This is a genomic window from uncultured Amnibacterium sp. (assembly GCF_964245895.1).
Classification (GTDB): Bacteria; Actinomycetota; Actinomycetes; order Actinomycetales; family Microbacteriaceae; genus Amnibacterium.
Genome location: NZ_CAXTOQ010000099.1, coordinates 1 through 13091 on the forward strand (window position 1 = coordinate 1; position 13091 = coordinate 13091).

11 protein-coding genes are annotated in these 13091 nt (G+C 74.4%); 6 read left to right on the plus strand and 5 right to left on the minus strand.

What is annotated here, in order from left to right; all coding sequences use genetic code 11:
* Positions 1-129 precede the first annotated feature (129 nt).
* Positions 130-1137: an FKBP-type peptidyl-prolyl cis-trans isomerase gene (locus ACFE60_RS12965; RefSeq protein WP_375389278.1), complete on the minus strand. Its 1008-nt coding sequence runs from the start codon at positions 1135-1137 to the stop codon at positions 130-132.
* Positions 1138-1202: 65 nt separating this feature from the next.
* Between ACFE60_RS12965 and gabT the strand changes: the two genes are divergently transcribed.
* The gene (gene gabT / locus ACFE60_RS12970; protein ID WP_375389279.1) at positions 1203-2558 is read left to right on the plus strand and encodes a 4-aminobutyrate--2-oxoglutarate transaminase; all 1356 of its coding nucleotides are present in this window, start codon (positions 1203-1205) and stop codon (positions 2556-2558) included.
* Between the two features lie 3 nt (positions 2559-2561).
* On the opposite strand, the gene ACFE60_RS12975 is transcribed toward gabT, so the two are convergent.
* The 4 genes from ACFE60_RS12975 to ACFE60_RS12990 form a co-directional block, all read right to left on the minus strand.
* Positions 2562-5075 carry an FtsK/SpoIIIE domain-containing protein gene (locus ACFE60_RS12975; RefSeq protein ID WP_375389280.1) on the minus strand — a complete coding sequence of 838 codons (2514 nt, stop codon included), beginning with the start codon at positions 5073-5075 and terminating at the stop codon, positions 2562-2564.
* 68 nt (positions 5076-5143) lie between these two features.
* Positions 5144-5947 carry a PP2C family protein-serine/threonine phosphatase gene (locus tag ACFE60_RS12980; protein ID WP_375389281.1) on the minus strand — a complete coding sequence of 268 codons (804 nt, stop codon included), beginning with the start codon at positions 5945-5947 and terminating at the stop codon, positions 5144-5146.
* Positions 5948-5998: 51 nt separating this feature from the next.
* Positions 5999-6970 (minus strand): FHA domain-containing protein, encoded by a 972-nt coding sequence (locus ACFE60_RS12985; RefSeq protein ID WP_375389282.1) that lies wholly within the window; start codon positions 6968-6970, stop codon positions 5999-6001.
* A 120-nt stretch (positions 6971-7090) separates the two neighbouring features.
* Positions 7091-8524 carry an aminobutyraldehyde dehydrogenase gene (locus tag ACFE60_RS12990; protein ID WP_375389283.1) on the minus strand — a complete coding sequence of 478 codons (1434 nt, stop codon included), beginning with the start codon at positions 8522-8524 and terminating at the stop codon, positions 7091-7093.
* Between the two features lie 116 nt (positions 8525-8640).
* Here ACFE60_RS12990 and ACFE60_RS12995 point away from each other — a divergent pair, with 116 nt between their 5' ends.
* From ACFE60_RS12995 to ACFE60_RS13015, 5 genes are all read left to right on the plus strand, one after another.
* Complete coding sequence (locus ACFE60_RS12995) at positions 8641-9120, plus strand: Lrp/AsnC family transcriptional regulator (protein WP_375389284.1); 480 nt, start codon at positions 8641-8643, stop codon at positions 9118-9120.
* A gap of 61 nt (positions 9121-9181) precedes the next feature.
* The gene (locus ACFE60_RS13000) at positions 9182-10594 is read left to right on the plus strand and encodes an aspartate aminotransferase family protein (protein ID WP_375389285.1); all 1413 of its coding nucleotides are present in this window, start codon (positions 9182-9184) and stop codon (positions 10592-10594) included.
* A complete protein-coding gene (locus ACFE60_RS13005) occupies positions 10591-11949 on the plus strand; it encodes an NAD(P)/FAD-dependent oxidoreductase (protein WP_375389286.1) in 1359 nt (452 codons plus the stop codon). Before ACFE60_RS13000 ends, ACFE60_RS13005 begins: the two co-directional genes overlap by 4 nt.
* A gap of 129 nt (positions 11950-12078) precedes the next feature.
* Positions 12079-12546, plus strand: coding sequence for a TspO/MBR family protein (locus tag ACFE60_RS13010; RefSeq protein ID WP_375389287.1), 468 nt, complete (start codon positions 12079-12081; stop codon positions 12544-12546).
* 119 nt (positions 12547-12665) lie between these two features.
* On the plus strand, positions 12666-13091 hold a 426-nt coding region (locus tag ACFE60_RS13015; RefSeq protein ID WP_375389288.1), incomplete at its 3' end, for a DNA-3-methyladenine glycosylase I.

Here is a 13091-nt window from a genome sequence, read left to right on the forward strand (position 1 = left end):
TTCCGCCCGTAGTCGCGGTAGCCGGTCGTGCCAGCTCCGAGGTTCCCGGTCCACTCGGCGGTGAGCGCGTACGAATGCTCCGATGACACCCCGGAAGGCTAGATGACGCCCGCCATCCGGGGCCGAGCGCTACTTCGCGGCGCGGGCCGTCGCGAGGACGTCGATGACGAACACCATCGTGTCGGTGCCCTTGATGTCGCCCTGGCCGGCCGAGCCGTAGCCCTCCGACGGCGGGATGATCGCGACGACCTGGGAGCCGACCTTCGCGCCGACGAGCGCCTTGCCGAAGCCCTTCACCACGTCGGTCGTCGCGAAGCTGGTCGGGCTCCTGCCCCAGGACTGGTCGAACACCGCCCCGGTGCGCCACAGCACGCCCTGGTACTGCACGGTCACGGTGTCGCCGCTCTTCACGGTCGTCCCGGTGCCGACCTTGCTCTCGGCGATCTTCAGCGTCGTGGGCGGGTCCGTCGCGGGGATCTTCACGGTCGGCTTCCCGTCCGCGGCGAGCGTCACCTTCGGGAAGGCGGCGGGCAGCGACTTCGCCGCGCCGTCCGCCTTCGTCGGCGTGATGCCGAGCACGTCGGCGACGAACACGATCGAGTCGCCGCCGGAGACGCCGATCTGCTCGGAGCCCGTGTCGCCGAACGCCTGCGCCGCCGGGATGACGGACGCGACCCGGTCGCCGACCTTCGCGCACACCACGGATCCGACGAAGCCGGCGAGCACCTGGCCGGTGTCCAGCGGGAAGACGACGCGGCTCGACTCGGTCCAGCCTCGGGTGTCGACCTTCTTCCCCGTCTTGCCGTCGTACATGACGTACGCGAGCGTGACGCTGTCCCCCTGCTTGACCGTCGCCCCGCTGCCCTTGTCGACGACGGTCCGCTGGATCTCGGTGACCGAGGTCGGCGTCGGGAAGGTGACCTTCGGCTCCGTGGCGCTCGACTTCACGACGTCGATCGCGTCGGAGGCGGTGCCGGGCGAGGCGCACGACAGCGGTGCGGCGGTGGGAGCCGACGCGGAGGCGGACGGCGCCGGCGTCGTCGTGGCCGACGGGGCGGCGCCCGAGCTGCAGCCCGCCAGCAGGGCGACGCCGCTGACGGCGGCGAGGACGGGGAGGAGGCGGCGATGCAGGTGCACCGGAGCATCCTGGGCCATCCGCGTGCTCCCGTCGCGCCGCTACGCCGAGTTCTTAGACTGTGGTCGTGACCTCCGTGCTGCCCTCGACCGAGACCGACGCCCTCACCGGCCGCAGGATCGTGACGGAGGTGCCCGGGCCGAAGTCCCTCGTGCTGCACGAGCGCCGCCTCAAGGCCGTCCCCGTGGGGGTCAGCTCCGCGCTGCCGGTGTACATCAAGCGGGCGCACGGCGCGATCGTCGAGGACGTCGACGGGAACCGCTTCCTCGACCTCGGCGCCGGCATCGGCGTCACCACGATCGGGCACACCGACGACGCGGTGGTCGAGGCGGCCAGGGAGCAGCTCGGCGACTTCCTCCACACCCTCTTCACGATCACGCCGTACGAGTCGTACGTCCGCGTCGCGGAGCTGGTGGCGGAGCGCACCCCCGGCGACTTCGCCAAGAAGACCGTGCTCGTGAACTCGGGGGCGGAGGCGGTCGAGAACGGCGTGAAGATCGCCAGGAAGTCGACCGGCCGCCGCGGCGTCGCGGTGCTGCAGCACGCGTACCACGGCCGCACCAGCCTGACGATGGCGATGAACTACAAGGCGATGCCCTACGGCGCCGGGTTCGGGCCGTTCCCCGGCGACGTGTTCCACGCTCCCAGCTCGTACCCGTTCCGCGACGGTCTGTCCGGCGCGGACGCCGCGGCGCGCACGATCGACTACCTCGAGAAGCACATCGGGGCGGAGGACCTCGCGATCCTGGTCGTCGAGCCGATCCAGGGCGAGGGCGGCTTCCAGACCCCGGCGGACGGCTTCCTGCCCGCGCTGCAGGCCTGGGCGAACGCGAACGGCGTCGTGATCGCCGCGGACGAGATCCAGAGCGGCATGGGCCGCACCGGCGCCTGGTTCGCCAGCGAGCACTTCGGCTTCGAGCCGGATCTGGTGTTCTTCGCGAAGGGCATCGCGGGCGGCCTCCCGCTCGCGGGCGTCACCGGCCGGGCCGAGATCATGGACGCGTCGCACCCCGGCGGCCTCGGCGGCACGTTCGGCGGCAACCCGGTCGCGGCCGCCGCGGCGATCGCCGTCATCGAGCAGATCGAGCAGCAGGGCCTGCTCGCCGCCGGCCGCGGCATCGAGGCGCGCCTCCGCCCGGCGCTCGAGCAGCTGCAGCGGGAGTTCGACGTGATCGGCGACGTGCGCGGCCGGGGCGCCATGCTCGCGATCGAGCTGGTCGAGCCCGGCACGCGCGACACGACGAAGACGCCGAACGCGGCCGCCGTCAAGCGGATCGCGGACTTCGCCGCGCAGCAGGGCGTGCTGATCCTCACCGCCGGCACGTGGGGCAACGTGATCCGGTTCCTGCCCAGCCTCGTCATCACCGACGAGCAGCTCGACGACGCGGTGTCCGTGCTGCGGGAGGCGCTCGCCGCGCTCTGACGCTCAGGGCAGCGCGACGCGCTCCGGCCGACCCTCCCTGGGCACCAGCACGACCTCGTCCTGGCCGGTCGGCGGCAGCAGCGCGGCGACCCCGAGCAGCGTGCGCACGTCGGCCGCGCCGCACCGGTCGACGAGCACGGCGGCGTGCGCCGCTGCCGCCTGCAGGGTGCGCCACTCCCCCTGCCAGGTCGCGGGCGAGCCCACCAGCGCGGTTCGCGGGCCCGCGTCCTCGGGCAGCGGGCCGGCCGGCAGCACCGTCCATCCCGCGCTCGCGAGGCGGGCGCCGCGCTCCAGCGGGACGCTGGAGATCAGGAGCACCGGACCGGCGGGCATCGGCGCGGCCGGCGGCCGGTCCAGCGGCGCGCGGGCGTCCGCGCGCACCAGCTGCACGCGGTGACCCGCGCACCAGGCGCGACCGGCGACGGGCCGGTCGCTGCGATGTCGGCGGTCGCCGCCGAGCGCCAGGTGGTCGTCGAGCGGCAGGCCGAGAAGGACCGTCTCGTCGACGAGGCCGGGCAGGCCGCGCAGCGGCAGCCCCGACCAGGCGGAGGGGCCGCGCGTCGCGAGGACCGTCGGTGCGGCCGCCGGGTTCCGCAGTCGCTCGGTCAGCCGCTCCACCGCGGCGGAGCGGTGCGGCTCGGGCAGCCGGTCGAGCAGGTGGTCGAGGTCGTCGACCACCAGGGGCGCGGCGTCGTCCCGGAGGTGCTCCCACAGCGCGACCGGATCGGCGGCGATCGGGGCGGCGCCAACGCCCGCGGCCGCGGCGGCGAGCGCCGTGGTCCTGCCGGTGCGCGGGTCGCCGGCCACGAGCAGCCGCGGCTGCCGCACCGGGTCCCAGGCGAACACGGGCTGCCGCTGCTCCTCCGGCAGGTCCGCGAGGCCGAGCGCGACGAGGGGTGCGGGAGCGGGCGGCAGCGCGCTCGGCAGGAGGAGGGCCGGCAGCGGCGGCAGCCACGGCGCGCGGACCGCGGAGCCGAGGTGCCGCGCGGCGACGGCGCGGACCGCCTCCAGCGTCGTCGGCGCCGACACCGACGCCACCCGGGTGCGCAGGAGCCGGTCGGTCACCACGACGGCCGCGCCGACCGTGTCGCGGGCGAGGTGCGCGGCGGCGTCCGTGCCGACGATCGCTCGGCTGTCCGCGGCGTCGTGGACCCGCAGGCTGATGCGCAGCGCGCAGTTCGCGAGCACCTCCTCCCGCACGGATCCCGCGGGGCGCTGCGTGCAGAGCACGAGGTGCACCCCGAGCGACCGGCCGCGCGCGGCTAGGTCGGCGAACAGCACCGCGAGAGCCGGAGCCCGGTCGACGAGGGCGCGGTACTCGTCCACCACCACGACGAGTCGCGGCAGCCCCGCCGCGGCGAGGTCGGCGGTGGCGGCGGTCCGCAGCGCCCGCTCCCGCCGCCGCAGCTCCGCGCCCAGGCTCACGACGGCGCGCTCCGCCTCCTCCTGGTCCAGGTCGGTGACCACGCCGACGACGTGCGGCAGCGCGGCGAGCGGGTCGAACGCGGCGCCGCCCTTGCAGTCGACGAGCAGCATCGTCACCCGCTCGGGCGGGTGGGCCGCGGCGAGGGCGAGCATCCACGCGGTGAGCAGCGCGCTCTTGCCGCTGCCGGTCGTGCCGCCGACGACCGCGTGCGGGCCGTCGGCGACGAGGTCGACGTCGAACGGGCCGTCCGGTCCGAGGAGGAAGCGCGCCGCCAGCCCGCCGGAAGCCGGGTCCTCGAGCAGCGCCGTGATCGGCAGCGGGCCGCCCCGCTCGACCGCGCCGCGATGGGCGTCGGCGGTGAGCAGGGCGGGCACGAAGACGCCGACCGCGCATCCGGCGGCCGGTCCGCTCGCGTGCACCACCCGGGCGGTGGCGTCCGCGGCCAGCTCCACGACGAGGTCGGCTCCCGACCCGTCCGTCCGCTCGAGCGCGGTCGCGCCCTCCGTGCCTCCCGAGCCGCGCAGCCGGGCCACAGCGACGGCCCTGCCGAAGGCCTCGACCAGCACGCGCGGGCCCGCGGCGGCCACGGTCGTCGCCGCAGGGACGAGCAGCGGCGCCGCCGGCAGCACGGCGCCGCTCGCCAGCACCGACCGCTCCCGCTCCGTGGTCGCCGCGCCGGTGACGAGCGGCGCGCACGGGACGTCGGCGGTGCCGAGCACCAGGGCGCCGGAGGGGGGCCGCCCGGCCCAGCGGTCCGGGTCCGCGGCCAGGGACGCGGGCGAGGGCGCGTCGCGGTGCGCCTGCGCGACCGCGGCGGAGCGGCGCAGGACGAGCTCGCGCTCGAGCGCGGCGAGCTCGGCGTCCACCCGCGCGCCGTCCCGCCTGATCCTGCGCCGCAGCTGCCGGCGCGCGTCGAGCACCGCCGCGACGGCGAGCACCGGGCTGAACACCGCGATCAGCAGCACGGTGGGCGTGCCGAGCACGGCGTAGAGCCCGACGGCGAGGATCAGCGGAGCGATGACGCCGATCAGCGGGAACGGCGGCGGCTCGGGCGGCGGCGTCCTCGCCGGCAGCGTCAGTCGGTCGGTCACGGCGGGCAGCATGCCCGCGTCGCGGGGTCCGCGGGGCGCAGCGGCCTGGGGAGGAGCGGAGTCGGCCCTCAGCCCTCGGCGGGCGCGGGCGGCTCGACCTCCACGACGTCCACGACCACGACCGTCACGTTGTCGCGCCCGCCGGCGGCCAGCGCCTCCTGCATCAGCGCGTGCGCGGTCGCCTCCGGCGGGGATCCGGCGGAGACGAGCGCCTGGATCCGCTCCTCGTCGACCTCCTTGGTGAGGCCGTCGGAGCAGGCGACCATGCGCAGCCCCGGCTCGATCGGCAGCATCCAGTAGTCCGGCATCGGCGGCTCGTTGAAGCCGACCGCGCGGGTGATCACGTTGCTGTCGGGGTGGTGCTCGGCCTGCGAGCGGGTGATCGCCCCGGCGTCCACCAGCTCCTGCACGACCGAGTGGTCGACGGTGACCTGCTCGAACTCGTCCTCGAACCAGCGGTAGACGCGGGAGTCGCCGACGTTGAAGACGGCGAAGTACGGGTCCTCGCCGGACACCGTGAGGGCGACGCCGGTCACCGTGGTGCCGGCACCGGTGAGCGCCGTACCGTCGAGGCGCGCGATGTCGTGCGACGCCTGCGCGAGCGCCAGGCCGATCCCCGCGGGCGTGACCACGCCCTCCTCCGCCGCTGCGCGCAGCCGGACCACGACCGCGTCGCTCGCGAGGTCCCCGGCCGCGTGGCCGCCCATCCCGTCGGCGACGGCGAAGATCGGCGGGACGGCGATCAGGCTGTCCTCGTTGACCTGCCTTCGATGGCCCACGTCCGTCGCGGTGCCCCAGGCGAGCACGACGGCTCCGGCTCCCGACGGCAAGGCGATGCGGCGCGGGCCGCTGCTGCCTCCGATCTGGGTCACCGTGCGGTCGGCTCCTTCGCGGGTGTCACGGGCGCCGGAGCGGTGGACCGGTCAGCGGTAGGCGAGTATCTCGATGACGTTGCCGTCGCCGATGTCGATGAGCGTACCCGGAACGACCGGCAGGGTCTCGCCGGACTCGAGGCGCCGCACCCCGGTGCCCGGCGTGCGCACCACGGTCCCGTTGGTCGACTCGAGGTCGGTGAGCATCAGGCCCTGCCCCGTCGGGCGCAGCTCGATGTGGGTCGCGGACACCTCGCGGCTGGGGCTCTCCACCCGTACCAGGCGCGGCAGGATGCCGCCGGTGACCCGCGGGCTGCGGGGCTGCCGGCCGACGTAGACGGGCGCGTCCACGCGTTCGGGCGGCCGGTCCCCGAGCCGGAACGCCGCCGCGACCTCCGTCTCGGGCGTCGGCGCGGTCGCGGGCTGCTCGCTGCGGTGGCGGCGGAGGGAGGCGGCGCGGCGCCCCAGGTCGCCGAGCACGTTCGTGTCCTGCGGGTCGAACGAGGGCAGCGGCTGCTGCACGGGCGGAGGCGCCGACCGGGGCGGCGGGGCGACGGGTGCGCTCGACCAGCCGACCCACGGCCCGAAGACCACGCCGCCGTCGATCGGCAGGTCGCGCTGCGTCTGCCGCAGGTCGCCGGGCGACCGCTGCAGCGGGCCGAGCGCGAACGCCTCCACGCCGGCCAGCTCGGCCACGTACCAGGGCTCCGAGCCGCGGGCGTCGACCCGGCGCACGCGGCCACCGACGGACACGTCGGCGCAGGCCCGGCCGCGGACCACGAACGTGCTGGTGCGGCCGGGTGCCGCCAGCGCGAACGCGTCGACCGTCGCGACCCCGCGCGTCGGGACGGCCGCGACCAGCGCGTCGAGCCCCAGCGTCTCGTCGGCCGCGATCCGCCACAGGTTGCTCATCGTCGAGACCGTGGTCGCCGGCCCGAACGCGCCGATGAACCGGTCCGTGACGAGCAGCCGCCAGTCCGCTCCCGGCTCGAGGACGTCCGCGGAGTAGAAGGCACCTGCCATACGAGTTGCCGTCCCCCATCGATGCCCGTTGGAGCAGCCGGTCCCGATGGCCCGGCGCTGCCGCGCTGCCTTCGCAGACGCTGTCTGCGTGACGCTGTCTTCGCAGACGCTGGGGCGCGCTCAGGCTCCGATGTAGGACATGACGTGCTTGACGCGAGTGTAGTCCTCGAAGCCGTAGGAGGAGAGGTCCTTGCCGTAGCCGGAGTGCTTGAAGCCGCCGTGCGGCATCTCGGCGACCAGCGGGATGTGGGTGTTGATCCAGACGCAGCCGAAGTCGAGCGCCCGCGACACCCGCATCGCGGTGCCGTGGTCGCGGGTCCACACGGAGGAGGACAGGCCGTACTGCACGTCGTTGGCCCAGGTGATCGCCTGGGTCTCGTCGGTGAAGCGCTGCACGGTCTGGATCGGGCCGAAGATCTCCTGCTGCACGGCCTCGTCGTCCTGGCGCAGGTTCGACACGATCGTCGCGTCCCAGAAGTAGCCGGTGTCCCCGTGCCGGCGGCCGCCGGTCTCGACCCGCGCGTGGTCCGGCAGCCGGTCGACGAAGCCTGCGACTCGGGCGAACTGGTCCGCGTTGTTGACCGGGCCGTACAGCACGTCCTCGTCGGGGGCGCCGGTGGTGGCGTGGTCGCGGGCGTACTCCGCGAGCGCGGCGACGAACTCGTCGTGGACGCCCTCCTGCACCAGGATCCGGGTCGCCGCGGTGCAGTCCTGCCCCGCGTTGAAGTAGCCGGCCGTCACGATGCCCTCGACGGCGAGCTCGATGTCGGCGTCGTCGAACACGATGACGGGCGCCTTGCCGCCGAGCTCGAGGTGCACGCGCTTCAGGTCGGTGGAGGCGGCCGCGGCGACCGCCATGCCGGCCCGGACCGAGCCGGTGATCGAGATCATCGCGGGCGTCGGGTGGTCCACCATCGCGGCGCCGGTGGCCCGGCCGCCGGTGATGACGTTCAGCACGCCGGCAGGCAGGAACTCGGCGGCGACCTCCGCGAGCAGCAGGGTCGACGACGGCGTGGTCTCCGACGGCTTCAGGACGACCGTGTTCCCGGCGGCGATCGCGGGCGCGAACTTCCACGTCGCCATGTTCAGCGGGTAGTTCCAGGGCGTGACCTGGCCGATCACGCCGACCGGCTCGCGCCGGATGAAGGAGGTGTGGTCCTTCAGGTACTCGCCGGCGCTCAGGCCCTCGAGGTTCCTGGCGGCGCCCGCGAAGAAGCGGATCTGGTCGACGGAGACGAGGATCTCGTCCTCGACGAGGGAGCCGAGCGGCTTGCCGGTGTCCTTCGACTCGAGCACGGCGAACTCGTCAGCCCGCGCCTCCATCGCGTCCGCGATGCGGAACAGCGCGAGCTGCCGCTCGGAGGGGGTGGTGTCGCGCCAGGTCGCGAACGCCGTCTTCGCGGCGGCGAACGCGGCGTCGACCTGCTCCTGCCCGGAGTCGACCGAGGTGCCGTAGACCTGCTCCGTCACCGGCGAGACGAGGTCGATCGTGCCGGGGCCGCCCTCCTGGGTCTCGCCGCCGATGAAGTTGCCGAGTGCCGAGGTCGCCGCCATGGCTCGAACCTACCTGCCCGCCCGGAGCGCCGGAACGGCGGATCCCGGAAGCAGGAGGCGCATCCGACGACGGATCCGGTGGCGACGCACTGCTGCGCCTGCCAGACTCGACCGTCGTGACGTCCCGTCCCACCGAGCGCCGGCTCCCCGTGCACCTCGACGACGTGTCGAAGGCGATCATCGACCAGCTGCAGGAGGACGGGCGAAGGTCCTACGCCGACATCGGCAAGCACGTGGGGCTCTCGGAGGCGGCCGTGCGGCAGCGCGTGCAGCGCCTCACCGAGGCCGGCGTCATGCAGATCGTGGCCGTCACCGACCCCATGCAGCTCGGCTTCACCCGCCAGGCGATGATCGGCATCCGGGTGTCCGGCGACGTCCGCGACGTCGCGGAGGCGCTCGGCGAGCTCGAGGCCGTCGACTACGTCGTGCTGACGGCCGGCACCTTCGACCTGCTCGTCGAGGTGGTGCTCGAGAACGACGAGGACCTGATCGAGCTCCTGAACACGGAGATCCGCCGGCTGCCCGGCGTCACGGCGACCGAGACCTTCGTCTACCTGAAGCTGCACAAGCAGGCCTACCACTGGGGCGTCCGCTAGCCCCGATCGTGCTGGCCGAGGCGCGCGTGGACCGAGCCTCGAGACCACCAAGGAGAACCCGATGACCGTCACCGACCAGCTCGTCCCCGGCACCGACCTGGACGACGACGCGGAGCTGCAGCGCAAGGCGCGCGAGCACCTGTGGCTGCACTTCTCGCGGCAGAGCGCGCTCGAGGAGGCCGGCGTCCCGATCATCGTGAAGGGCGAGGGCCACCACATCTGGGACTCGGCCGGCCGGAGGTACATCGACGGGCTCTCCGGGCTGTTCGTCGTGAACGCCGGCCACGGCCGGCGCCGGCTCGCGGAGGCCGCGGCGAAGCAGGCGGAGCAGCTCGCCTTCTTCCCCATCTGGTCCTACGCGCACCCGACGGCGATCGAGCTGGCCGAGCGGCTCGCGCTCGCGGCTCCAGGCGACCTGAACCGGGTGTTCTTCTCGACCGGCGGCGGCGAGGCGGTCGAGACCGCGTACAAGCTCGCGAAGAACTACTTCAAGCTGATCGGCAAGCCCGAGAAGTACAAGGTGATCTCCCGCCAGTACGCCTACCACGGCACCCCGCACGGCGCGCTCGCGATCACGGGCCTGCCCGGGATGAAGGCGCCGTTCGAGCCGCTGCCCGCCGGGTCGTTCCGGGTGCCGAACACGAACTTCTACCGCGCCGACGAGGCCGGCGGCCCGACCGACGACCTCGAGGCGTTCGGCCGGTGGGCCGCCGACCGCATCGAGCAGCAGATCCTGCTGGAGGGGCCGGAGACGGTCGCCGCCGTGTTCCTCGAGCCGGTGCAGAACTCGGGCGGCTGCTTCCCGCCGCCTCCCGGCTACTTCCGGCGGGTCCGCGAGATCTGCGACCGCCACGACGTGCTGCTCGTCTCGGACGAGGTGATCTGCGCCTTCGGCCGGATCGGCTCGACGTTCGCCTGCGACGTCTTCGGGTACCAGCCGGACATGATCACCTGCGCCAAGGCGATGACCTCCGGCTACTCCCCCATCGGCGCGACCATCGTCTCCGACCGCATCTACGAGCCCTTCCGAGAGGGGTCCACCTCCTTCTCCCACGGGTACACGTTCGCCGGGCACCCGGTGTCGGCGGCGGTCGCGCTGGAGAACCTGGCGATCTTCGAGGAGGAGGGGCTGAACGAGCGGGTGCGCGAGAAGAGCCCCGCGTTCCGCGCCGCGCTCGAGCGGCTGACGGACCTGCCGATCGTCGGCGACGTCCGCGGCGACGGGTACTTCTTCGGCATCGAGCTGGTGAAGGACAAGGCCACCAAGGAGACCTTCGACGACGCCGAGTCGGAGCGGCTGCTGCGCGGCTTCCTGTCCGGCGCGCTGTTCGACGCCGGCCTCTACTGCCGCGCGGACGACCGCGGCGACCCGGTGATCCAGCTCGCGCCGCCGCTCACGATCGGCGAGCGGGAGTTCGACGAGATCGAGAGCATCCTGCGCGGCGTGCTGACCGAGGCGTGGACGCGCCTGTGACGACGGATCCGCGATCCGTCTCCTTCTGGCTCGACGACCTCGCGGCGACCGGGGCCGACGACCTCGCGCCGCGTGCCGCGCTGCCCGGCGACGTGCGGGCCGACGTCTGCGTGGTCGGCGCCGGGTTCACCGGCCTCTGGACGGCGGTGTCCGTGCTCGAGCGCGAGCCGGGCGCGCGCGTCGTCGTCGTCGAGCGGGAGTTCGCCGGGTTCGGCGCGTCGGGCCGGAACGGCGGCTGGGCCTCGGCGATCTTCCCCGTCGGCCCGGCCGAGCTGGTGCGGCGGCACGGCGTCGACGCGGCCAGGGCCCTGCAGTCGGCGATGACCGACTCGGTCGACGAGGTGGGCAGGGCCGCCGCCGCGCTCGGCATCGACTGCCGCTTCGCCCGGCGTGGCACGTACGCGCTGATCCGCTCGGCGCTGGCCGACCGCGCTGCGGAGCAGGAGCGGGCCGAGGCGGCGGAGGCGGGCCTGCCCGTCCCCGAGCGGACCGGCGACGCGGCGCTCGGCGACGCGCTGTTCACCGAGGCCTGCGCGAGCCTCCACCCGGGCCGGCTCGTGCGAGGGCTCGCCCGCGCCGTGGAGGAGCGCGGCGGCAGCATCTTCGAGCGGACCCGGGTGACCGGCGTCGAGCCGGGCCGCGTGACGACCACCGAGGGCACGGTGCTCCCGGACCGGATCGTGCTGGCGACCGAGGCGTGGGGCTCGGAGCTGCCGGCCATCGGCAGGCGCATCCTGCCGCTCTACTCGCTGGTGCTCGCGACCGAGCCGCTGTCCGACTCCGCCTGGGCGCAGATCGGCCTGCCGCGCGGCGCGACCGTCACGGACTTCCGCCACAACCTCGTCTACGGGCAGCGCACCGCGGACGACCGGTTCGTCTTCGGGGGCCGGGGCGCCCGGTACCACCTCGGCAGCGCGATCCGGCCGCAGTACGACCGCTCCGCGCGGGTGCACCGCCACCTCGAGCAGACGCTCGCGGCGCTGTTCCCCGCCGCTGCGGGGGCGCGGATCACGCACCGGTGGGGCGGCCCGCTCGGGGTGCCGCGCGACTGGCATCCCTTCGTCGCCCCGCTCGCCGGCGGCAGGATCGTCGCGGCGGGCGGCTACGTCGGCGACGGCGTGACCACGTCGAACCTCGCCGGCCGCACGGTGGCGGACCTCGTCACGGACCGCAGCACGGCCATCACGGCCCTGCCCTGGGTGGGCAAGGTGCCGCCGCGGTGGGAGCCCGAGCCGCTGCGGTTCGCCGGCGTGAACGCGGTGATCGGCTCGCTGTCGGTCGCCGACGCCGAGGAGGGCCTTCTCGGCCGGCCGTCGGCGGTCGCGGGCATCACGGGACGACTCGGCCGCGCGTGACCCGCGCGCGCCGCGCGCACCGCCCGTAGGCTGGCTCCCGACGAGGGAGCGCAGCTGTCCTACACGACGTCCACGCGACGACCCGACCTGCAGCGGCCGCGGCGAGGGCCGACGCCGCGGGAGATCGCGGTGCTCGCAGCGTTCCTGCTGATCTCGGTCGCGGTCGCGGCGTTCGGCAGCCTCGTCTCGGTGTCGCAGATCGACGGCTGGTACGCCGCCGCCCCCCACGCCGCGTGGACGCCGCCCGGCTGGGTGTTCGGCGCGGTCTGGACCGTGCTCTACGTCCTCATCGCCGTGTCCGGCTGGCTGCTGTGGCGGAGACGCGCGCGGGCCGCCCTCACCCTCTTCGTCGTCCAGCTCGTCGTGAACTCGATCTGGACCCCGATCTTCTTCGGCGGCTACCCGATCCTCGGTCCGGTGGCGCTGTGGATCGGCGTCGCGATCATCGTGCTGCTCGACCTGCTGGTCGTCGCGACGATCGCCTCCGCCTGGCCGCGTTCGCACGCCGCCGCGCTGCTGCTCGTGCCGTACCTGGTCTGGCTGCTCTACGCCAGCACGCTCAACTGGGGCGACGCGATCCTCATCTCGCTCCTCTGAGCCGGCTGAGCGCTCCTCCCCAGCCCCCTGCAGGGCCGCTCCCGCCGATCGCCCCGTCCCCGCGCCCCGCGGCCCCCTACCGTGCCCGCGTGCTCAACCACCCCAGTACCCTCGCCACCGTGACCGCCGCGACCGGGCCGGACGGGAGGGCCCGCTGCCCGTGGGCGACGGGCGACGTCTACACCGCCTACCACGACGACGAGTGGGGCGTGCCGCTGCACGGAGACCGCGCGCTCTACGAGAAGCTGTCGCTCGAGGGGTTCCAGAGCGGCCTGTCCTGGATCGTCGTGCTGCGGAAGCGGCAGGCCTTCCGGGCCGCGTTCGCCGGGTTCGAGCCGGAGGCGGTCGCCGCCTTCGGTGCGGAGGACGTCGAACGGCTGCTGCTCGACGCCGGCATCATCCGGAACCGGCCGAAGATCGAGGCCGCCATCGGCAACGCCCGCGCCGTCGCGGCGCTGCGGCAGCGGGACGGCGACGGGGCGCTCGACCGGCTCGTCTGGTCGTTCGCCGCCGCGGCGCGCGCGGAGCACGTGCCGCCGGCCGAC